The sequence below is a fragment of the Neomoorella sulfitireducens genome (genome assembly GCF_024733845.1).
Classification (GTDB): domain Bacteria; phylum Bacillota; class DSM-521; order Neomoorellales; family Neomoorellaceae; genus Neomoorella; species Neomoorella sulfitireducens.
In genome coordinates, this window is sequence record NZ_JANRHG010000001.1 from 38755 (window position 1) to 60210 (window position 21456).

Here is a 21456-nt window from a genome sequence, read left to right on the forward strand (position 1 = left end):
ACTAACCGCCTCATAAGCCCTGGACATCCAGGGGCCATTTCAAGCCTGCTTTTAGCACTTCGATAGAAATAAAGCTATTCTTTATCGCTTGTTCGGCAAGGTATATGGCGTACAGGTGGGCATGCCAGCGGCTATCTTTACCGTAGGGGGCCACCTGGCGTTCGGCGATAAGAGCTCCTGATATTTCGTTAATTAACTCTGAGGGAACAGCTTCCATACCGAAATTGGGATACTCAACTTTTAATACCCCCATCAGCGGGTAATCAAGGTGCTTTTGTTCTCTAATGCGCACATACCATACCGCCATTTTCCCCGCGCGGGCGGCAAAGGCACACGTCCGGGCAGAAAAAGGCAGGTCTGCCAGCAGGTCGTAGAGGTTAACTACACGGCCGCCCCGGGCACCCGGCAGTTTGAAACGCGGCTGGCGGTTAAAAGATTTAGCAACCCCCAAAAACTGTGGCACTGTATGCCAGCGAAACAGGTCTTTACTTAAACTACCGTCAAGGACCAGCCATTGCCCTCCGGGGCGTGCCAGCGACCGTCCCAGCTCATCTTCAAGCACGGCCATAAGATGATGCGCCTTGTGGGCGGCACGGGAACGAGGTTCTTTGCCCGGTGAGGAAATCTCCGTCTCACCATCATCTTCCATCGTATCATGAAAAGCGAAAAGCGGCCCGGCGTTGTTGACAAGTTCTTCCACGCGCTCGCCAAAGGATACCGCCTGTTTATCCATCATTAGAACGATTTTATGCCGTATACCCGCCACCTTGATACGGCCGTTGTCCGTGCGGTAGACTGCCGCCGCTCCGATTTGCGCCACGTGAACGGGGCTGCGGCGGTTGCCCTCAATCACATCACCCAGGAAATAGGTGCGTGCCGAACCGTCTAAAAAGTAGCGCAGTAAATGGCGTTCCGTCCGGTATACCGGTTGCAGGCTGACGTATGGTTGCCGGTTCGGCGCTTCCAGCAGGACATCGAATATTTGCTCATCCCCGGTACGGAGACGGTCGATTACTTCTTCATGATCGGGGCGGGTAAGGTCCTCCATGGCCTGGCCAGTCGCCGGGAGTACCCGGCCTTCCTCCAGGATCACCTTTAAAGCCGGCATCAAGCCGCTAAAGGGATTGGGCATTATCAGGCCTCCTCCAGGCACCTCTGAATCTCGGCCAGTTCTTCATCTGATAGTTGCCAGATCCGGGCGGCGGCGCGATCAATCTCTGCTTCCAGGCGGCGCACTTCGGCTTCGCTACCGGCCGCGGCTGCCTGGTGGGCAGCACAGGACAGTTTGGCCAGGTTCCGGTGCAAGTCGTTGCGGGGGGAATACCTGGGAATTTTTATGTGGCGAAGAATATGAGTATCCATTTGAATCTCTACTGCATATGAAGTCACCGTCAAAAGAGTTGGGGAAGAGTTTAACATGGCACATAAGTAATAAGCTTCATCATTGGAATGCGTTTCTACCATCATGAGCTTGTGGTCAGGAATAACAGGACGTCCTGCCACTGGACCTATTACTGCAGCAGTAAATTCGGATGCCTGTTCCCGCCAGACAACTTTCCAGGGGGCGAAGGTAAACGGGCTGATATTGAACATCGACCAGTAGGGATCATTTGCTCCAAAGTAACGCCGAAAAGTGGCTCTATTCCGGAGGATGGTTTCAAATCGGGCCAGGTAAGCATGAGTCCGGGGATACTTTGAGGCCATTTCCTCCAGTGCTATACCCCGCCGCGTTGCGGGGTCCTGGGCCATGATGATATAAAGCGATGGGTTCGCCTGCCAGCGTCTCACATCCCGCCCGCGTAGCAGGGGAAAGAGTAAATCCTGTTCCACAGCCGCCTGGATACGAGGCACGTCGCGTTTAATCCCTTCAGTCACATTGGTGATCAGCACCAGTCCCCCAGGACGCTTGCCGGTAACCTCTACCCAGTAAACCCCGTTGGCTCCTCCGGTATAACTTCCCGCATGGGCGGTGTAGGAAGAACCCCCCATCACCCGGCGGAGAGCTTTAAGCGCTTTTAAACGCGCCGTAATCCACGCCGAGGTCGTATCATCTTCCTGTACCGGTTCCGCATACCACTGGTGGAAAGTGGCTTTAGCGCTGGTCACTTCCTCATAAGGGGTATCAAAACCTATACTGCTCCCCCGGCCGCTCTGCTTCTTTTTCCAGTTACTATAAGCAACGGGATATTTAACTTCCCGGCCTTTAGAAAAGATAGCTACCGCCGTCCTGTTGGTAGCACCCTCGAAGGGATTTAAATCAACCATATCCTCCACCAGTAAAGGTCCAAAGGGCGTGCCGTCGGGAAGGCGGAAGCGCCGGAAACCCTGGCCGGCGCCCGAAGTTTTAAACAGGCTTTGGGTCAGAATAAAACCAAGTTTGCCACCGCGGCGTAGGTATTTATCTACGGCAACATAGGTCATAAGCATAGCGATATCTTTTTTGCCCTTACCCAGGATCGTATCCATACCGCCATGGGGGAAGAGGCCATAGTACTCAAAAAGGGAACGTATTTCCTGGCGGTACTCGTCAGGCAGGTTTTCCCAATTAACCCAGGGGGGATTGCCAATCACGTAATCACATTGCTCCAAGAAAAGGGGAGTGAAGGCGTTTTTGATAATACGCGCCCACACACCATCCAATCCCTGCACGTGGAGAGTATAAAGCTGGCGATAAAGGGATACCAGGTCCTCCCGGGTGGCCTCCAATTCCTCCGGATCCAGCCTGGCGGCATCCGCAAACCGGGCCAGAAAAGCCTTTACACCGGTGCCTGCGGCAACAGTTTCATCTAGGACATCGGCCAAGATGTCCATCCTCTGACGCCCGGCAAGGATAGCTGGTATACGAAATACGCCCACTGAAGTCTTTAACGGATAAACATCACCATCAAATAGACCTGTCCCCCGACCGGGGGTGAGGATTGAATCCGCCTGGTAAACAGGAATAGAAATATCCCCGCGGCGAAAAGACAATAAATCACCCAACGCCAACAGGTAGTTTGTCCTGGCGGCGATTACAGCCAGTGGATTGAGATCAAAACCCACGACGTTATTAAGTATCGCTTCCAGAGTTAAGACCGGATCTTTATGGTTGCGTTCGGCCCGCTTTCGGATGTGTTTGATGAGCAGGACCAGGAAAGTACCGGAACCACAGGAAGGATCGAGGATGCGCTTATCGGAATGGCCCAGGTCAGCAGTTCCCAGGGTCATCCGGATCAGCCTTTCCGCCAGCCAGTCCGGTGTATAATATTCACCCAGGGTATGCCTGATTTCCCGGGGCAGGAGGGTATGATAAAGTTTTTTCAACAGGTCGCGCGCATTTTCCGGTGCCAGTTCCAAGGCACCAGGATCATAATCGGCTAAGCGCTGCAATAAATGGCTTACCACGCCGGCAATATTTTCATTCCAGGCTGCCAGGTACCAGCCAAAAAAATCACCTTCCAAAAAGTTGCGGATGCCGTATTCCCGGAAAAGACCACCGCGCTCCATCTCCGTCAGGGCCTGTTTCAGTTCATCTCCTGTCAGGGATGCCAGCCGGGCTAGCATATCATTTGTACCGCCGGCAAACCGCGACGCTGCCATGGTAGCGATTAACTTGATTAACAGGGCGTAGTATGTATGTATAGCAAAAATAACCTTCGCCGGGTCGACCTGATCGGGCTTCAGCCCCATGCCATTGACAAAACGGCGGAATTCACCCTTCTTTTCCAGGCCAGCCTTCCATTCCCGGTATTCAGTAACTTCACCATAAAAGAGATGCCACTGTTCATAAAGCCTGGCTACCAGAGGATGCCCTGGGTTATGGATGGCTTGGTAAAAGGCCTGGACGGCGCGTTGAGCCCGCAGGGTAAGGGGGCCAAAATCAGCCAGCAGGTTTTCCGGGACCAGGGCCGCTCCGGTAGCCAGGGAAAAGAGCAACCTCAAGAAGCGGGTGGTTGAAGCCGGGTTTACTGGGACCGGATCATCTACTGACCAGCCTTCACCGACTCGCCGGACAAAGATAAAATAATGCCCATCTAGAGCTACGCCAGCCAGGCGTTGTACATCCCGCCGTTCCCTAGCGGCAACATCGTTAATATAATCTTTAACCTGTTGGATGATGTCATTATTCCTGCGTCCCTGATTGCTGGGTTTAATCACGCCTGGCTTTTTGTACTCCAGGATCAGGCGGTTATATACAGAATCTACCCGGCCGCGGGCTACAGCAAATTCATCGCGCGGGATGATCGTCAGCCCGGCTGCAACCCCGGCTTCTTCCAGGATGCGGGTCGCCTCGCGGCGGAAATCCGACTCTGTTCTCCCCCAACTGGCTGCTGTTAGCAGTTCCCGGGCTACTACAGGCCCTAATTGAGCGGCCATTTGCTCCAGGTCCGTCACCATAGGAAATCCTCTCACCGGTTACCCGGAGATAAAGTTCCGGGTCATTCTCCTACCCAGTCTTTTTCGCTATTAAAGGCTAAATTTCCTGCTCTTAGCCGGTAATTTTATCCTTCCCTAACCGCCCCTGCAGGTGCAGGATCGCCTCCAGCACACCCCCGGCGACGGCCCGGGCTTTTTCGGAAATGGTGAAGCAGTAGTCCCGCTCACCGCGGGGATCGATATCGCCGGCCTTCATACCCGGGGTAACCTCCAGGCCGTCGTGGAGGATACCCCGCAGCACGCCGCTGATCCGCGCCGGCAGGGGCACTTCACCGACCATAGCTACTATTTCGCCGGCGGCTACCGGGTCGCCGATAACCTTGCATCCCTTGAAAATACCATCTGCCGGCGCCCTTAAAACCCTTGCCTCGGTATAGCCCATGACTTCCCCCGGGATGCCGGTATTGGGCAGGGCTTCGCCTTCCCAGATGACACGACCCAGATAATGGCCGCGTTTGGTCTCTACAACTGCATGGGCGTCCCGGCCGGCCGTGAATCCCGGTCCCAGGGCAATAACAATTGGCGCCTGGTCGATACTTGTCCCCAGGTTGGTCTTGGTCAGGATGGCATCCACGATAATTTCCGGCCTGAGGGCGGCAATAACCCGCGCCTCAGGATCCACCATCACGGCAATTTCTCCCCGCATGGTTTGCGCCAGGGCCTCCTCCGGCCCGGTAACCAGGCGGGCCGTAACTCCCTCTACAGTAGTGGCGCCGGAATAAACCGCTTCCGCAAAGGCCACGGCCCGGCGGATCACCGTAGGCCGGGGAATCTCCGTCATGATTACCAGAAAACCTGCTTGATGGAGACGGTGGGCCACACCGCTGGCCAGGTCCCCCGCCCCTTTGATGACTACCAGATGCTGCACTTTCCTGCCCCCTGAAACAAAATATGAGGCGTTACCACCATGAGCAGCGCCCACGTATACCCTATTTTCTCTCTACCCAGGCCTGGTACTGAGCAGGTGTATCTATATCCTGCACTACCCCTGGGCAGTCCACTTCTACCGCCAGCACTTCCTCCGGGTGAGCCCGGATGATCTCCCTGGCTCCCACGTCTCCCTGGCTGGCCATTATTTCCGGCCAGAAAGCGCGGTCGATAAGAACCGGGTTGCCCCGCCGTCCCCTGTAAACAGGGACAACAATCTTTTTCCTCTCCTGCAGGTAAGCGCCACACAGCCGGGTAATGACTCCCGGGGTGACTCCCGGCTGGTCGGCCAGGACAAAAAGGGCGGCCTGGCATTCCGGCCCGAGGGCGGCCAGCCCGGCCTGCAGGGAGGTACTGAGGCCGTGACGGTAGGCAGGGTTAAACGCAATATTTACCGCCAACCCCTCCAGGGCGACAGCTACCCTGTCAGCTTCATTTCCCAGGACGACTACGACATCTCCCGGCATGGCTGCCCGGGCAACAGCCGCCACCCGGAGCACCATGGGTTGGCCGTCAATAGGTACTAATTGCTTTACACTACCAAAGCGCTCCCCGGCCCCGGCAGCCAGGACAACTACCCCTACCGGTGCTGTCCTTTGTGTCGCCTGCCGCATTATAACCTGGCGCACCGGCGCCGTGGTAGCTACCGCACCCAGGATAACCCTATCAATGGAGGCGGGAAGTTGGAAGTTGGAAGTTGGGGCCCCGAAGGAACTGGCTACGCCAGTTCCTGATTTAAAGCTACCCTGGCTCCCATTGCCATCCATAGCCGGCATCTCATTAGTTACATGAACGTCTGTCCTGTTACCTCCGGCAGACGAAATGGCCGTTACATCCGTGATAAAATCGTCATTCCCGGCAGTCAGGATCGACCCGGCTATCTCCCGGCCGGCCTGCAGAGCGATATAACTTTCCGCCTGGTTTAGCAAAACCACCCACCTAGCCCCCGGCGGCACCCCTTTACGCCCCCCGCAGGGATGGACAAGGAGCCGGCCTACATCATCCGTCGTCACCGGGGAACCCCCTTCTTTTCCCAGTAACCAGGCCGCCAGTGCGGGGCGGTGGACGAAGGGGGTAGCCAGGGGGCGCTCCAGCACCGGCAGGCCGGCTACCGTAACTACCAGGGTTGTCACCGGCGGGATGACCGGCTCGTGATCTGCCGGGACCTTGAGGAGAGCACCGGCCGCTCCATCGCCCTCGAGGAGAAGGTAATCAATATCCAGGCTGGCCAGCGCGGTTACGCCTGCGGCGTCCAGACCCGTAACCTTACCCTGATCATTAACCGCCCCCCCGCAGGTTACCAAATGCTCCCTGTTGAGGCGTTCTGCTACAACGGCTACCATATGAGCCGTGTCGCCGGTAATGACCGGTTCCACCAGTTGCCGGAGCTGGCTTAAAAGCATTTTTGTGGTCGGGGCAACAACCACCCGCCGCCCCAGGGCGGCCAGTTCCCGTGCCAGGCAGATGATGGTCGAGGTTTTACCTCCTGCCCCTACGACGGTAATAATTTCTCTGTCCTGCAAGCCAAGGGCCCGGTATAAACGCATGGAAAAATCCTCGTTTTTTGCATATTGCAGCGCCAGGGGTGCCGGGTCTCCGTCATGGATACTAAAACTGGGGTGGGGTAATGGCCGAAATAAAAACCAGATCTACGTTACCGGCACTCCACAGCTTGTGGGGAATGGAGGCGTAATAGTAGATGCTGTCCCCGGCTTCCAGCCGGTAGACTTCCCCGCCGATGTCGATTTCCATAATCCCCTCGAGGACGACGATGCACTCTTCACCTGGATGGGCCAGCGGCTCATCACAGCTGGCCGCTCCCGGCTCCAGGCGGCCCATCATTACTTCCATCTTGCGGTTTAAATCCGGCGAGAGGAGTTCGTATGTCAGGTGGGACCGGGGAAAACGCAGGACTTTGCGCTGATCTCTCCGCACTACCGGGCTGTGGTCTTCATGGTTTAACAAGAAATAAAAAATTGGGATTTCCAGAGCCTCGGCAATCTTGCGTAAAGAAGTAATCGAGGGATCGGCCAGGTCCCGTTCCACCTGGCTTAAAAAACTGGAAGTAAGGCCCGTCTTTTCCGCTACATCCTTGAGGCTCATACCCCGCTCGCGGCGCAAGTTACGTATCTTCTCTCCAAGCACTCTTTACCCTCCCAGCGGCTCGAGAAATACTTCCATAATCCCGCCGCAGACCATTCCCTCGTCGGCGGCCGTGTCAGCCGTCAGATCCAGGTGATATATCTCCGGCTCACCCTTTTCCAGGACCAGGAGAGCCCGCTGGCGAATAGAAGCTTCGGCACAGCCACCGCCGATGGTGCCCAGGGTTTGCCCCCCGGCAGTAATCAACATCTGGGTCCCGGCTTCCCGGGGCGCCGAACCCTTCACCTGGATAATGGTGGCCAGGACACACGGCTCTCCCCGCTCCATTAATTTAACCGCTTCTTCAATAAGCTCACTGTTCATAGTGCCAGGCTCCCCCGCTTAAGGCAACTGAACTCAATAAGTAGTTAATTAAACATACTTAACTCTTTTTCCTTCTTTTTTAGAGAATCTTTATCCTCTTCCGTAGTTAAAAAATAACCGCCGGCTCTCAGAGAGGGCGGTAGATTCAAGCGCCGCACCGGTATACCCGGATTATTTCCGCCATGATGCTGACGGCTATTTCTGTCGGTGTTTCGGCACCGATATCCAGGCCGATGGGTGCATGGATGCGTTCCAGGAGGTCTTCACCGACACCTTCTTCCACCAGGCGCTCTTTAACTCCCCGGACGCGCCTCCGGCTGCCGATCATGCCTATGTAAGCCGCCGGGGAGGCGATTACAGCCCGCAGGCATTCGTAATCATAGCGGTGGCCCCGGGTAACGATAACAATAAAGGTGGCAGGCGTAATCTTTATATCCTGCAGGGCTGCCGTAAAGTTTTTGCAAATAATCCTGTCGGCCGTCGGGAAAAGGGCTCGATTAGCAAAGTCCGGGCGGTCGTCGATGACCGTTACCCGGTAACCGGCTAGCTTGGCCACCGCAGCAACTTGCTGGCCAACATGGCCGCCCCCCAGGACTATAATTTCCGGTCCGGGGAGGGCCGGTTCCAGGAACAGGGTCACGCTACCCCCTTCCAAGTCTATGGTTTCCAGGAGAGGCCGGCGCCCGGCCAGGACCTCCGGGGTCCTTTCAGCCACGGCGGCCTCCAGTCCTGCCGGGCCAAGGCTACCGTAACATCTACCAGTGCTCCACAGGTAACGGTCGCCGGGCGCCACCCCCGGCACGTCTCCTTCAATTTTTACTACCGTGGCTGCCACTCCCGCTTCCTGACCTTCCAGGGCCGCCAGCAAATGCCGGAAAAAACTGAGTTTATCCATAGTCGCCCTCCTTCCTCCAGAGCACCCAAACTACCGTATGACCTCTGAACGCCGCCCGGCAAAATATTTAGCTGCGCTCGTTTTAGACCTTCTTCAACTGCCAGGAGAGAAACAGACGACAGTTTTTAAGCGTCTAAATTGCCATCAAGGCAAAAGTTTACAAACTCCGCCATGGTATTGACCACGGCATGGGGCCGGGCGGCCAGGAGGCGTTCCAGGGGGATCTTGCTCCAGGTGGCGGCGACGCTGGTAACCCCCGCCGCCCTGGCCGCCAGGATGTCGTGGGGGCTGTCGCCGATCATGGCTACCCGGTCCGGGGCAAGGCGTAATAATTCCACGCCGCGCCGGACTGGCTCCGGGTCGGGCTTGTGGCTGCGCACGTCTTCCATGGTAACAACTACCGAGAAAAAATCTTCGAGGTTAAAGAGGCGCAGGCCGTAAAGGGTCGTTGCCCGCACGCGGGAAGTGACGATGCCGAGCTTCAGTCCTGCGGCCTTTAACTGCTCCAGGCCTTCTCGAACCCCCGGGCAGGGCCGCACCAGATCGTCGAAATGTTCCTCACTGAAGCGGCGGTAAATGATAATCATATCTTCAACCAGTTCGGGTTGACCGGGTACAAAGGCTCTTAATCCGTCCCGCAGGGGTATGCCAAAAAAAGGGTAAACTTCTTCCGGATTTACAATCCGGCCCAGGTATGGCTTCAGGGTATGCTGGAAGGACTTGATCACCAGTTCAGTGGTATCTACTAATGTACCGTCAAAATCAAAGAGTACGCCGGGAAACAAAGCTCCATCCTCCTTTTTTCCATACCCCGAATAGCAATACCCGCCTTCGCTTCCAACCGGCTAAATAAGGTACTACAACCGTTCTTTCAACAGCCGGTTCACCAGGCCGGGGTTAGCCTTGCCTTTCGTTGCCTTCATCACCTGGCCCACCAGGAAGCCCAGGGCCTTGTCTTTGCCGTTGCGGTAGTCCTCAACAACGCCGGGGTTGGCGGCCAGAACTTCCTCCACAATCCGGGTCAGGGCGGCCTCGTCGCTGATCTGGACCAGGCCTTTCTCTTCGACTACCTGGCGTGCTCCTTTACCAGTAGCAAACATTTCTTCCAGGACCTGCTTGGCTATTTTGCCGCTGATGGTCCCTTCCTTTTGCAGTTGCAGGAGATCGGCCAGTTCTTCCGGGGGCACGGGAGATTGCTGCGGTTCCAGGTTGCCGGCATTTAAAAGGCGCAGGAAGTCCCCCATAATCCAGTTGCTTACCGTCTTGGCGTCGGGATATAGGGCCACCACCCGGTCAAAATAGTCGGCGAGATCTCGCGAGCTGGTAATCACTCCGGCGTCGTAGGCCGGCAGGCCGTAATCTTCAATTAAACGCAGGCAGCGGGCGTCGGGCAGCTCCGGTAGTTCCCGGCGCACCCGCTCGATCCAGGCGGCGTCAATCTCTAAGGGTACCAGGTCGGGGTCGGGGAAATAGCGGTAATCCTGGGCCTCTTCCTTGGTGCGCATGACATACGTCACGCCGCGGTTTTCATCCCAGGCCATGGTAGCCTGCTCGACCCGGCCGCCGCTTTCAAGGATGGCCACCTGGCGCTCGATCTCGTACTCCAGGGCTCGCTGCAGGGAACGAAAAGAGTTCAGATTCTTTACTTCCGTCTTGGTGCCGAAGGTCCGGCTCCCCCGGGGCCGCACCGACACGTTGGCGTCGCAGCGTAACGAACCCTCCTCCATCTTGCAGTCGGATACGTCCAGGTACTGGAGGATGGTCCGCAGCTTTTCCATATAGGCCCGGGCCTCGGCCGGTGAGCGCAGGTCCGGCTCGGAAACGATCTCTAAAAGGGGTACCCCCGTCCGGTTGTAGTCCACCAGGGAGTAGCCGCCGTCGGGGCCGTCGACGTGAATCAGCTTGCCGGCGTCTTCTTCCATATGTACCCTGGTGATACCGATGACCCGTTCTATCCCGTCAACCGTTATCGTCAAATGCCCTCCCCTGGCGAGGGGCAGGTCGTACTGGGAAATCTGGTAGTTTTTCGGTAGATCCGGGTAATAATAATTCTTGCGATCAAATTTGCAGAAGGTTGCCACCTGGCAGTTCAGCGCCAGGGCCGTTTTGAGGCCGAACTCCACCACCCGGCGGTTAATAACCGGCAACACCCCGGGCAGTCCCAGGCAGACGGGGCAGACATGGGTGTTGGGTTCGCCGCCGAAGGCCGTGGTGCAGCTGCAGAAGGCCTTGGCATTGGTCTTTAGCTCAACATGAACTTCCAGGCCAATAACTGCTTCGTATTCCACTTTTAAGCCACTCCCAGCTCCGGCCGCCGCCGGTGATATTCGGTTGCTTGTTCAAAGGCGTATGCTACCCGCAAAAGGGTCGCCTCATCAAAGGCTTTACCGATCAACTGCAGGCCTACGGGGAGGCCCTGGCTGTAGCCGCAGGGTAAGGAGATAGCCGGCAGCCCGGCCATATTGACGGGGATGGTGCAAAGGTCGGACAGGTACATGGCCAGGGGATCCCCGGCCTTTTCTCCCAGGCGGAAGGCCACCGTCGGCGTAGCCGGCGTTGCCAGGATATCGTATCTAGCAAAGGCGGCTTCAAAGTCCCGGCGGATCAGTGTCCTGACCTTCAGGGCTTTCAGGTAATAAGCGTCGTAGTAGCCCGAGCTCAAGGCGTAAGTGCCCAGCATGATGCGCCGCTTGACCTCCGGACCGAAACCCTGGCTCCTGGTGTTCATATACATTTCAATAATATCCCTGCCCGGCACCCGCAGGCCAAAGCCCACGCCGTCATAACGAGCCAGGTTGGAGGAAGCCTCCGCCGGGGCTACCAGGTAGTAGGCCGGCAGGGCGTATTCCGTATGGGGCAGGGAGGTTTCTTCGCAGACGGCCCCCAATTCTTCCAGTTTGGCAATGGCCCGGCGGACGACGTTTTCCACCTCGGGTTCTATGCCGGTGCCGAAATACTCCCGCGGTATGCCTATTTTTAAACCCTTTATATCCGGCCGCAGGGCGGCGCGGTAGTCAGGTACCGGCAGGTCGGCCGAAGTGGAATCCATGGGGTCGTGGCCGGCAATGATCCCCAGGACCAGGGCGCAGTCGGTCACATCCCGGGTGATGGGTCCGATTTGATCCAGGGATGAGGCGAAGGCCACCAGGCCGTAGCGTGACACCCGGCCATAGGTCGGCTTCATACCGACTACACCGCAGAAGGCAGCCGGCTGGCGGATGGAACCCCCGGTGTCAGATCCAAGGGTGTAACAGGCCTCCCCGGCGGCCACGGCCGCTACCGAACCGCCGCTGGATCCCCCCGGTACCCTTTCCAGGTCCCAGGGATTACGGGTCGGAAAAAAGCCGGAGTTTTCCGTGGATGAACCCATGGCAAATTCGTCCATATTCAGCTTGCCCAGCATTACCGCACCGGCCTCTTTCAGGCGCCTGACCACTGTAGCGTCATAGGGCGGCACCCATCCGGCCAGCATCCGGGAAGCACAGGTTGTCCGTACTCCTTCCGTACAGAGGTTGTCCTTCAGGGCCATGGGCACGCCGGCCAGGGGCCCCGGGTCTTCCCCCCGGGCGCGGGCCGCGTCAACGGCTTTGGCCTGCTCCAAAGCTTCTGCAGCCGTGCGGGTTAGATAAGCCTGCACCCGGCCGTCTACGGCCTCAATGCGGTCGATAATGGCTTCGGTCAACTCTACCGCACTGACCTCCCGGTGCTGTAAAAGCTCGCCCAGCTCGTGGGCGGTCAAATAGTGTAAATCCATACCTAAACCTCCCGGTCTAAACTACCCGCGGTACTTTAAACTGGCCTTCACTGGCTGCCGGTGCCCCGGCCAGGGCCTTCTCCCGGGGTAGCCCGGGCCGCGCCACGTCATCGCGGAAAACATTGCGTAAAGGTAGCACGTGAGCAGTGGGCTCCACGTCCGTGGTGTCCAGGGCGTTCAATTTATCCATATATTCCAGGATGGCATTGAGCTGCCCGGTGTAGGCCGCCTTTTCCTCAGGCGAAAGTTTCAGGCGGGCCAGCAGGGCTACATGATCTACCTCAGCAGTGCTAATGGGCATACTTTAACCACCTTTCCGGTGTGCTTCTGCCTAATTATAGCAAAAGGGCCGGCTGACGGCAATGTTGAGCCGTCAGCATTGCTAAATTAATGGACATTTAGATCAAGGATGCCAAGATAAAATCCTCATCAAACGGATTAACAAAAGAAACGCCTTCCAAAGTAGAACCCGGATTAAAGTCTTCACTCAAAACAATGTTAATTTGGTTCAAGCGGGCTGTTGCCCAAATTTGGGCATCCCAATAAGATAACTGATATTCGCGAACACCCCGGGCCGCTTCAATAATAATTAAGCCTGTCAAATCAAGAACCGTCCAGGAAGCAAGGTAATTTTGGACCCGTTGATAGGCCAGTTCTACTGTTAGTGGTTGCTGTATTTTGCGGGTGACGGTCACAAAAAATTCGGCTAGTACCTGGGCACTAATGACGCCAATTCTTCTCTTTGCTAAAAACTCAAGTACCTGTAAGGCTTTTTCTTGTTTTTTGGGTTCGGAACGATCATAGGCATAGACCATTACATTTGTATCAACAAATATTTTAGCGCTCATACAGGTCTTCCCGCTTCCATGTACGCCTGCCATTAACTGGCCCTTGTTTAATCCATTGTTGGATAAACTCTCTTTCCTTATCCCAAGCTTTACTGTCTTTCTTTTGCCACTTAAAAGTATCGATATGCCTATCAATAGCCCAGCGGACTAATTCCGCTTCAGTTATCCCCATTTCCCTGGCAGTCTCTTTGAGAATTAAGTTTTGATCAGCACTTAGATATAGTTGTTTACGGATCATCCTTTTCATGCCTATCGCCCCCTTCGTAATATACATTATATTATACATTGTCATGTGGCATCAACCCGGCTTGTTGCCAACGTAGTTCCTCATTAAGGGTATTACCCGATCTTTTAAATACCATTTTGCTGCATCTCCCCGCCCCTTAACCTAACGTCCGGTAAAATGGACGCCGCCAAAAAGGAGGCCTGCGAGGAGCAACAAACGCAGGGCCTGCCAGAAGGTAATCTTCCTAAAATTGAACACTTCAGGCATGGTAATGTTCCAGAGCCACTGGAATAAGCCGGTTATAGCGAAAAACAGGAGAACTAAGAAAGGAAAAATGGCTAAAGTCCTTACCGGTACCATTTTCCGAAACCTCCAATCGTTACAGTTTAATTTTATCAACCCAACAGTCGCCTTAACCCGTCCATGTCGATTACCGGCACCCCCAGTTCCCGGGCGCGGTCGTACTTGGAACCCGGTTTTTCACCGGCCACCAGGTAATCGGTCTTTTTACTCACACTGCTTGCCATCTTGCCCCCGGCGCGGGTTATTAGCTCCTCAGCCTCCTTGCGTGTCATTCCCGGCAGGGTGCCGGTTATGACGAAGGTCCTGCCAGCCAGGGGCCCGGCCGGAGCCGCCGTCCTTGCGGCTTCCATGCGCACCCCGGCTTTTTTCAACTTCTCCAGGACGGCCAGATTCCTGGGCTCGGCAAAAAACTCCCGGATGCTCGCGGCAATGCGGGGACCTATATCGGGCAGGGAGGTCAGTTCCTCCTCTGAGGCCGCCCTCAGCTTCTCCAGGGAGCCGAAGTGGCCGGCCAGGACCCGCGCCGCCCGCTCGCCCACATGGCGAATCCCGAGGCCAAAGAGCAGGCGTTCCAGGGGCTGATCCTTGCTGGCGGCAATGGCCGCAATGAGGTTACCAGCCGACTGCTCGCCAAAGCGCTCCAGTTTTAGCAGGTCTTCCTTTTGCAGGTAATAGAGATCGGCAGCATCCCGGATGAGGCCCGCCTCCAGGAGCTGGGTAACGATGGCCGGGCCCAGGCCCTGGATGTCCATGGCTCCACGAGAGGCAAAGTGGATGATCCCTTCCTGGACCTGGGCCGGGCAGGCTAAACCCCCGGTACAGCGGTGGGCTGCTTCTCCAGGGGGGCGGGTGACTGCCGCGCCGCAGGCCGGGCACTTCTCCGGCATGGTAAAAACCTCTTCCGTCCCGGTCCGGTGTCCGGGCAGGACCTCCACCACTTCCGGAATGATGTCGCCAGCCTTCTGGATGACCACCGTATCGCCGATGCGGATGTCCTTATCCCGGATGTAGTCTTCATTATGCAGCGTAGCCCTGCTGACGGTCGTCCCCGCCAGGCGTACCGGCGTTAAGACGGCCGTCGGGGTCAGGACACCCGTCCGCCCCACCCGGAGGATAATCCCCTCCACCCGGGTCGTCGCCTGCTCGGCCGGGAATTTATAGGCCACGGCCCAGCGCGGCGCTTTGGCCGTAGCACCTAAAACGGGGTACAGGGCCAGGTCGTTAACCTTGATCACCAGGCCGTCGATTTCATAGGGCAGGGCCGCGCGGCGCTCCGGCGTCCAGGCCTTTACTTCCGCCAGCAAGGCCTGGATGTCCCGGGCCAGGAAGCGGTAAGGGTTGACGGGTAAACCAAGTTGGGCCAGGAAGTCCAGGGCTTCGGCCTGGGTAGCAACTTCGGCCCCGGCAACGCTGATCACCTGGTAGACAAAAAGGCTTAAGCTACGGCCGGCCGTTACTTTGGGGTCAAGCTGGCGCAGGGAGCCGGCCGCGGCATTGCGGGGGTTGGCAAAGAGGGGCTCGCCAGCCTCCTCCCGCCGGGCGTTCAGGCGAGCGAAGGCCCCCTTGGGCATGTAGACCTCACCCCGCACCACCAGGTGAGGCAGGGGCCGCCGCAGGCGCAAGGGAAGGACGGGGATGGTCCGCAGGTTCGCCGTTACTTCTTCTCCCACCCGGCCGTCGCCCCGGGTGGCCCCCAGGCTGAAAACCCCGTCAATATAGGTGAGGGCCACCGTCAGGCCGTCTATTTTCGGCTCGATAAGGTAGGAAACCTCACCGCCGGTTATTTCCCGCACCCGGCGGTCGAAATCCAGCAAATCGCCCTCATGGAAGGCGTCATTTAAACTTAATAAAACTTCGGGATGCCGGACGGGATTGAAGTCCTCCCGGGGCGCGCCGCCTACCCGCTGGCTGGGGGAATCCGGCGTTAGGAGTTCCGGGTAGGCCTCTTCCAGGGCTATTAATTCCTGCATCAGGGCGTCGTATTCCCGGTCGCTGATTACCGGCTGGTCGAGGACATAGTAGCGGTAGTTGTGTTCTTCGATCAGGCGCCGCAGTTCTTCAACCCTCTGCCGGGCCGCAGCCAGATCCATACTATCTCCCCTTTATACGAAAATCGCCAGGCTGATATTCATGCCCCCTGGCAACAGGAGACCCCCAGGGTTCTACACCTTCCTAACCGGAGCGTACCGGACCATAAGTTGCTTGATCCCTCTTTCGGGGAAGGCCACGCTGATAACAGTATCCTCACCTTCGCCACTGATTTTTACAACAACCCCGAGACCAAAACTATTATGCTGGACTTTATCCCCCAGTTGCCAGTCAAACTGGACCCCGCGAGCTATCCCGGTCCCGGGCCGGCCCTGCTGGCGGCCGGTGATACCGCCCCCGGAAGCTGGGAGGCCGGCCTGTCCATCCCGGTCGATTAAATCAGGCGGTATTTCCGCCAGGAAACGGGAAGGAGGGTTGCTCATGGTATTGCCGTAAAGGTTGCGGGTCCAGGCATGGGTAAGGTAGAGGACTTCCTTCGCCCTGGTCATGCCCACATAGCAGAGGCGGCGTTCTTCTTCCATCTCCTCCGGGTCCTCCAGGGAGCGAAAATGGGGGAAGACCCCTTCTTCCAGGCCCGCCAGGAAGACCACCGGGAACTCCAGGCCCTTGGCCGTATGCATGGTCATAAAGACCACTGCGTTACCGCTGCTGTAGGTGTCGCTTTCGGCCACCAGGGCCACCTGGGCCAGGAAATCGGCCAGTTCGGGCTTTTCAGTGCCCTGATCGTATCCCCTGGTAACCGTCAGGAACTCTTTCAGGTTTTCCAGCCGCGCCTGGGCTTCCGGTGTTTTTTCCCCTTCTAACTCGGCCTGATAACCGGTTTCTTGCAAAACCGCGGTAACCATGGCCGTTATTGTTAAGTTTTCCTGCTGCTGGCGCAGGTTATCCAGGAGAATGATCAATTCCCGGAGAGCCTGCCGGCCTTTAGCCGGAATACCGGGGATGGCATCTACCTGTTGCAAAGCTCTGTAAAGGCTGGCCCCATTACTCGCGGCGAAGACCTGCAAGCGGGCCAGGGAGGTTTCGCCGATGCCCCGCCGCGGGACATTGATAATCCTCAAAAGGCTGGTGGTGTCATCGGGGTTGGCTATCACGCGCAAATAGGCCAGGATGTCCTTGATCTCTTTCCGCTGGTAGAATTTCAGGCCGCCGACGATTTCATAGGGAATGCCCGCCTGGAGAAAGGCCTCTTCTAAAGCCCGCGACTGGGCATGGGTACGGTAGAGGACGGCAAAATCGCTGAAGGGCCGGCTTTCCTGGCTGTGGCGGCGGTAAATTTCAGCAGCAATATAATTACCTTCGTCGCGTTCATCGCCGGCGCTGTAGAGGTGCAGCAGTTCCCCTTCCCGCCGCCGCGTCCAGAGGCGCTTTTCCTTGCGGCCCACATTGTGCTGGATAACGGCATTGGCCGCCTTGAGGATGGGCTGGGTGGAACGGTAATTCTCTTCCAGGAGGATTACCCGGGCATTGGGAAAATCCTCTTCAAAGGCCAGGATATTGCCGATGTCGGCCCCGCGCCAGCCGTAAATGCCCTGGTCCGGGTCGCCGACGACGCAGAGGTTTTCACCATTGCCGGCCAGCAGGCGCACCAGGACATACTGGGCATGGTTGGTATCCTGGTACTCGTCCACCAGGATATGCTGCCAGCGCTGCTGGTAGTAACGCAAAATCAAGGGGTTATTCTGCCAGAGGGCTACCACCTGCATGATGAGGTCATCAAAATCCATGGCATTAGCAGCTTTAAGCCTCTCCTGGTAGCGGCGGTAGATAGTGCCCTGCTGCTGTTCTTTTATAGTTGCGCTCCAGCCGAGGTATTGTTCGGGTGTCTGCAAGGAGTTTTTAGCATTGCTGATAACATGGGCTACCGAGCGGGGCGGGAACTTTTTCTCATCCAGGTTTAATTCCTTTAAAACCTCGCGAATGACAACCTGCTGGTCGTCGGTGTCGTAAATGGTGAAATTGGGCCGGTAACCCAGCAGGTGGGCATCGCGCCTTAAAATGCGAACACAGGCCGAGTGGAAGGTACTGACCCAGAGGCCCCGGGCCGCGTTGCCTACCAGTCCCTCCAGGCGTTCCTTCATTTCCTGGGCCGCTTTATTGGTAAAGGTTACCGCCAGGATATTTTCCGGAGCCACCCCTTCCTGGATCAGCGAGGCCACCCGGTAAGTCAAAACCCTGGTTTTGCCGCTCCCGGCACCGGCCAGCACCAGGAGGGGCGCGCCGCGATGGCTGACGGCTTCTTGCTGGGGCTTGTTAAGTAAAGCCATAAAGTCTGCCAAGTTCTTCACACTCCCAAACATTACTTATATTCGCCCCGATAAGATAAAAACCTGCTTATAGCGGGGGTGTAAAGCCCGAATAACTAGCCGCCCGTTTATGATTACAGGCCGATCGATTACATTTCAGCATAGCCCTCTACCTTGAAGAAGTAGCCGGGTACCAGCAAACGTTGCCGTTAAGAGCAAGAGGGGACGGTCATTCCCAACCGTGAGGAGGCTGCATATAATGCAGGAGATACAAAATTGTGAGGTGAACAAGGTGCTTTACAAGGATCCCCCAAAATTAGCTACCCGCCTGCATCCTACCCGGGAAGATCCAATTACCATCGCCCTGGACGGACTGGCAGGAGAACAAGCGCATGACGATGGGGCGACAGTCTCTCCGCCCCTGCCGGAAACCGGGGCTGTTCCCGGCATCCTCGCTACCGGCCGGCCTTACGGCAGCAACGATATTGCCAATCCCGGCGCGCCGGAGGGGAGTAACCCAGATTCTGCCACCGCAGCCGAGCCATCCCGGCAGCACTCCCCGCCCCAAAGCCAGCCCCTGACCCTGGCCGCCCACAGCCAGGCCCTCTTCCGGGAAGCTATTTTAAACGGCAGTGTTAACCAGGTCCTGGCCGAGCTGCGGGTCTGGATCGAGAAAATCAGGGCTTTTTTGATGTATGCCGATACCGGTATCGAGACGGCCGGAAACATTGTGAACATCGCCAAAGGTACCCTGGAAAAGGAACTGGGCCTGGCTCCAGCTGCCGGTACCGCCGGCACCATTTCTATGCAGCTACCGGCTTCATCCTTAGAATTAGTGTGGAACCTCATTCGCACCCCCGAATTCCAGCAGTTTACCGGCCGGATGCTGGCCCAGGTCCTGAAAATAGGTCTCAACCCGCCCCCGCAAGGAGAAAGCTCTGGCTAGAGCCAGAGCTTTTTCCTTAATCCCTTGTATTCAACTTGAGCCAACACGCTGTCTATATCCCCCAGCCAACTCTTTGCCGCCCTGCCCTTACTGCCATCCTACCAGTCGAGCAGGCGCTTTTCTCCTTCCAGGGCGCGGATGTCCGTCACGTCCTGGGTAACCTCCACCACGCCCCGGTACCGGCCCTCAGCGTCGCGCACGGCGAAATAGCGAATATGAATGAAGCGGCCGTTCATTGTCAGCCAGAATTCAGCCTCATTCTTGGTACCGTCCCGGAATTCGGCCAGAATCTTCTCCACCACATGAACGCTGGCCGGGGGGTGGCAGTTCTGCACTTTACGGCCGATGATAGCCGGGCTGCGGGTAAAAATGCGATGCTTACCGGCGGAATAATAGCGGACCTTGTCATTCTCGTCAACAAAGGTGATATCTACAGGCAAATGGGTAAGGAGCAGGTTGACCTGTTCCGGGGTCAACCTGCCGGTAGCTAACTCGATTGCCCCTGCCGGGCCTTCTTTTTCCTGCGCATCCGGGGCGGTCCCGGCCGCCGGGCGCGGCCGCCATTCGTTCCCGGGAGCAACCAGGGCGTAGCCTATTTCCTCTTCACCCCGGCGTACCTCCACCCAGTCGGAGGGTGTAAGCTTTTCCAGGGCCATGGGAAAGAGGATGCTTTCTTCCTTATTAATCATTTCCACTATAGCTGTGAGAAGTTCGTTTCCCTGGTTGATAACAGTAGCCAGATCATCTTCATCCACGGCACGGGTTACCTTTTTCAACATAGCCCGGATGTCGTCGTGGAACTGCCACATGACCTTGGGCGGGCCGTATACTCCCCGCCGTTCCAGCAGCGGAAACAGCTGGTGCTCCTTGCGGAGGTAATGCTTGTCGATTTCCGCCAGGCGGGCCAGCTCTTTTTTAATTTCTTCCTTCCGCCGCCGGAAAACTTCCCGGCCTTCCTTATCTGCCGCCTTAATTTGCCCCAGGAGCTTCTTCAGGGCCTCCACCACGCCGCGGATGGCCTCGTTCTCCAGGCGGAAGGTGTGGACGGGGTGGCCGGGCGGGGTGGGTTCAACCTGCTGTTCGGCCAGGGATTCTTTAAACAGGGCGACGTGAACATCGCATAAGCGCTTGATCTCCTCTTCCGGCATGCCCTCGGCAATAAGCCGGCTTTCCAGGGCCGCAATTTCACCCGGGCTGACGTTACGGATCAGCCGGGCAAAGCGTTGTTTCAGCTCTTCCAGGTCCTTACCGGCATGTAAATCCCGGATAATCCCCTTTAAAATTTCCTGGCGCTCTTCCCGGGCATCCAGCAGTTCACTCACGACCATTTCTCCTTTTCGCTTATTTACTAAAATGTTTCCCTGGCCAAAGTCCGGGTTATACATCTTTGCGCTCAAAAAACCCTCTTTACTTGCACGCCAGTGCCGGCGCCGGGCACTGTTCGCATTATTTTGTTATTTTATTCCTTCCTTCGAATACGTTATTTCCGGTTTATATCTTGACTATAATTACCATCTGCACTAGGGCAAGCGGGAATTATATGAAACAATAAGGGAGGCTTCATCCCTTGTTCAATGAGGAACTAATAGCCGCAAGGCTGGGTATTATTCATAGCGCCATAAGAAGGTTGCAGCTCCTGGCGCGCATGCCACGGGAACAATTCCTGCAAGACGAAGATGCTGTGGATATTGCCGAGAACAGGTTGCGCCGGGCCCTGGAAGCATTGTTTGACCTGGGCCGCCACCTGGTGGTAAAATCAGGCCTGGGCGTCCCCCAGGACTACCGGGCGATAATCGAAAAGATGAAGAACGGGCAGATATTACCCGCAGAATTTGCCCGCCAGATTATGGGCATGGCCGGTTACCGCAATCGTCTTGTCCGTGAATACAATAAGGTGACACCGGAAGAACTTTATGAAATCCTGCAAAACCGCCTGGGGGACTTCACGCTGTTCTGTCAACATATTGTGAATTACCTGGAGAGGCGCTAACAAACCCGAACCTCCGCTTTTGTGCTTATTTTTACATTTAAATACAATTTAATCTCCTTTCCCTAATAAATGGCCCTCGCGAGCCTTTGTCAGGCAGCTTGGTGCTGTGGGTTACCCCTACGCACCTCCCTCAAACCTCGCGGGGAACGAGAAATTGCCGCGGTGGGCACCTCGCAGCCCACTAGCATGGTACGAGTTTGGCTCGGAGCTCCTTAATTTTGACATCACCCCTTAAAAATCAAGGAGGTCCATAGGGACAATTGTCACTACACCCCCTTTCTGGGGCTCTTAGTGGCTACCTGAAGGTTAAATTTTAGGTGAAAGTGGAAGGCCCAAAACTTTTTACAATTCACTCTGGTTTTGTTCGGGCTGGGTGATACTATAAATCCG

Annotated in this window: 19 protein-coding genes; 2 read left to right on the forward strand and 17 right to left on the reverse strand. The window is 56.6% G+C overall.

Features of this window, described 5'->3' with window-relative positions:
• Positions 1 to 10: 10 nt before the first annotated feature.
• The 16 genes from NWF31_RS00175 to pcrA all read right to left on the reverse strand — a co-directional run bounded on the left by NWF31_RS00175 (position 11) and on the right by pcrA (position 18184).
• Complete coding sequence (locus NWF31_RS00175) at positions 11 to 1132, reverse strand: hypothetical protein (RefSeq protein ID WP_258358481.1); 1122 nt, start codon at positions 1130 to 1132, stop codon at positions 11 to 13.
• A 2-nt stretch (positions 1133 to 1134) separates the two neighbouring features.
• The gene (locus NWF31_RS00180; RefSeq protein WP_258358482.1) at positions 1135 to 4377 is read right to left on the reverse strand and encodes an N-6 DNA methylase; all 3243 of its coding nucleotides are present in this window, start codon (positions 4375 to 4377) and stop codon (positions 1135 to 1137) included.
• A 91-nt stretch (positions 4378 to 4468) separates the two neighbouring features.
• Positions 4469 to 5284: a selenium-dependent molybdenum cofactor biosynthesis protein YqeB gene (gene yqeB / locus NWF31_RS00185; protein WP_258358483.1), complete on the reverse strand. Its 816-nt coding sequence runs from the start codon at positions 5282 to 5284 to the stop codon at positions 4469 to 4471.
• Between the two features lie 61 nt (positions 5285 to 5345).
• Positions 5346 to 6890, reverse strand: a complete 1545-nt coding sequence (gene yqeC / locus NWF31_RS00190) for a selenium cofactor biosynthesis protein YqeC (protein ID WP_258358484.1) — start codon at positions 6888 to 6890, stop codon at positions 5346 to 5348.
• Between the two features lie 61 nt (positions 6891 to 6951).
• Positions 6952 to 7488, reverse strand: coding sequence for a cupin domain-containing protein (locus tag NWF31_RS14715; protein ID WP_258358485.1), 537 nt, complete (start codon positions 7486 to 7488; stop codon positions 6952 to 6954).
• Between the two features lie 3 nt (positions 7489 to 7491).
• The gene (locus NWF31_RS00200; RefSeq protein WP_258358486.1) at positions 7492 to 7809 is read right to left on the reverse strand and encodes an XdhC family protein; all 318 of its coding nucleotides are present in this window, start codon (positions 7807 to 7809) and stop codon (positions 7492 to 7494) included.
• 145 nt (positions 7810 to 7954) lie between these two features.
• Positions 7955 to 8704, reverse strand: coding sequence for an XdhC family protein (locus NWF31_RS00205; protein ID WP_258358487.1), 750 nt, complete (start codon positions 8702 to 8704; stop codon positions 7955 to 7957).
• Positions 8705 to 8829: 125 nt separating this feature from the next.
• On the reverse strand, positions 8830 to 9489 hold the full coding sequence (locus NWF31_RS00210; RefSeq protein WP_258358488.1) for an HAD family hydrolase: 660 nt from the start codon (positions 9487 to 9489) through the stop codon (positions 8830 to 8832).
• 72 nt (positions 9490 to 9561) lie between these two features.
• Positions 9562 to 10992, reverse strand: coding sequence for an Asp-tRNA(Asn)/Glu-tRNA(Gln) amidotransferase subunit GatB (gene gatB / locus NWF31_RS00215; RefSeq protein ID WP_258358489.1), 1431 nt, complete (start codon positions 10990 to 10992; stop codon positions 9562 to 9564).
• A gap of 2 nt (positions 10993 to 10994) precedes the next feature.
• Positions 10995 to 12458, reverse strand: coding sequence for an Asp-tRNA(Asn)/Glu-tRNA(Gln) amidotransferase subunit GatA (gatA, locus tag NWF31_RS00220; RefSeq protein WP_258358490.1), 1464 nt, complete (start codon positions 12456 to 12458; stop codon positions 10995 to 10997).
• A gap of 16 nt (positions 12459 to 12474) precedes the next feature.
• On the reverse strand, positions 12475 to 12759 hold the full coding sequence (gene gatC / locus NWF31_RS00225; protein WP_258358491.1) for an Asp-tRNA(Asn)/Glu-tRNA(Gln) amidotransferase subunit GatC: 285 nt from the start codon (positions 12757 to 12759) through the stop codon (positions 12475 to 12477).
• A 97-nt stretch (positions 12760 to 12856) separates the two neighbouring features.
• Positions 12857 to 13306: a PIN domain-containing protein gene (locus NWF31_RS00230; protein ID WP_258358492.1), complete on the reverse strand. Its 450-nt coding sequence runs from the start codon at positions 13304 to 13306 to the stop codon at positions 12857 to 12859.
• Positions 13296 to 13553: a hypothetical protein gene (locus NWF31_RS00235; RefSeq protein ID WP_258358493.1), complete on the reverse strand. Its 258-nt coding sequence runs from the start codon at positions 13551 to 13553 to the stop codon at positions 13296 to 13298. The genes NWF31_RS00230 and NWF31_RS00235 overlap by 11 nt, the downstream gene beginning before the upstream one ends.
• A 141-nt stretch (positions 13554 to 13694) precedes the next feature.
• A complete protein-coding gene (locus NWF31_RS00240) occupies positions 13695 to 13892 on the reverse strand; it encodes a hypothetical protein (RefSeq protein ID WP_258358494.1) in 198 nt (65 codons plus the stop codon).
• 35 nt (positions 13893 to 13927) lie between these two features.
• Complete coding sequence (gene ligA / locus NWF31_RS00245) at positions 13928 to 15925, reverse strand: NAD-dependent DNA ligase LigA (RefSeq protein ID WP_258358495.1); 1998 nt, start codon at positions 15923 to 15925, stop codon at positions 13928 to 13930.
• Positions 15926 to 15997: 72 nt separating this feature from the next.
• Complete coding sequence (gene pcrA / locus NWF31_RS00250) at positions 15998 to 18184, reverse strand: DNA helicase PcrA (RefSeq protein WP_422880221.1); 2187 nt, start codon at positions 18182 to 18184, stop codon at positions 15998 to 16000.
• A gap of 205 nt (positions 18185 to 18389) precedes the next feature.
• Between pcrA and NWF31_RS00255 the strand changes: the two genes are divergently transcribed.
• Positions 18390 to 19076, forward strand: a complete 687-nt coding sequence (locus tag NWF31_RS00255) for a hypothetical protein (RefSeq protein WP_258358496.1) — start codon at positions 18390 to 18392, stop codon at positions 19074 to 19076.
• A 98-nt stretch (positions 19077 to 19174) separates the two neighbouring features.
• Here NWF31_RS00255 and NWF31_RS00260 read toward each other — a convergent pair whose 3' ends face one another.
• Entirely contained in the window at positions 19175 to 20473 is a 1299-nt protein-coding gene (locus NWF31_RS00260; protein WP_258358497.1) for a DUF438 domain-containing protein, read from the reverse strand.
• Positions 20474 to 20643: 170 nt separating this feature from the next.
• On the opposite strand from NWF31_RS00260, the gene hepT reads away from it, so the two are divergent.
• A complete protein-coding gene (hepT, locus tag NWF31_RS00265; RefSeq protein WP_258358498.1) occupies positions 20644 to 21066 on the forward strand; it encodes a type VII toxin-antitoxin system HepT family RNase toxin in 423 nt (140 codons plus the stop codon).
• The last annotated feature ends 390 nt before the right edge of the window (positions 21067 to 21456 follow it).

Bases quoted from the DNA above. Each gene is read 5' to 3' on its own strand.
- NWF31_RS00175 (WP_258358481.1), bottom strand. From the start codon at position 1,132: ATGCCCAATCCCTTTAGCGGCTTGATGCCGGCTTTAAAGGTGATCCTG.
- NWF31_RS00180 (WP_258358482.1), bottom strand. From the start codon at position 4,377: ATGGTGACGGACCTGGAGCAAATGGCCGCTCAATTAGGGCCTGTAGTA.
- yqeC (WP_258358484.1), bottom strand. From the start codon at position 6,890: ATGCGTTTATACCGGGCCCTTGGCTTGCAGGACAGAGAAATTATTACC.
- NWF31_RS00200 (WP_258358486.1), bottom strand. From the start codon at position 7,809: ATGAACAGTGAGCTTATTGAAGAAGCGGTTAAATTAATGGAGCGGGGA.
- NWF31_RS00205 (WP_258358487.1), bottom strand. From the start codon at position 8,704: ATGGATAAACTCAGTTTTTTCCGGCATTTGCTGGCGGCCCTGGAAGGT.
- gatA (WP_258358490.1), bottom strand. From the start codon at position 12,458: ATGGATTTACACTATTTGACCGCCCACGAGCTGGGCGAGCTTTTACAG.
- gatC (WP_258358491.1), bottom strand. From the start codon at position 12,759: ATGCCCATTAGCACTGCTGAGGTAGATCATGTAGCCCTGCTGGCCCGC.
- NWF31_RS00230 (WP_258358492.1), bottom strand. From the start codon at position 13,306: ATGAGCGCTAAAATATTTGTTGATACAAATGTAATGGTCTATGCCTAT.
- NWF31_RS00235 (WP_258358493.1), bottom strand. From the start codon at position 13,553: ATGAAAAGGATGATCCGTAAACAACTATATCTAAGTGCTGATCAAAAC.
- NWF31_RS00240 (WP_258358494.1), bottom strand. From the start codon at position 13,892: ATGGTACCGGTAAGGACTTTAGCCATTTTTCCTTTCTTAGTTCTCCTG.
- ligA (WP_258358495.1), bottom strand. From the start codon at position 15,925: ATGGATCTGGCTGCGGCCCGGCAGAGGGTTGAAGAACTGCGGCGCCTG.
- pcrA (WP_422880221.1), bottom strand. From the start codon at position 18,184: ATGTTTGGGAGTGTGAAGAACTTGGCAGACTTTATGGCTTTACTTAAC.
- NWF31_RS00255 (WP_258358496.1), top strand. From the start codon at position 18,390: ATGCAGGAGATACAAAATTGTGAGGTGAACAAGGTGCTTTACAAGGAT.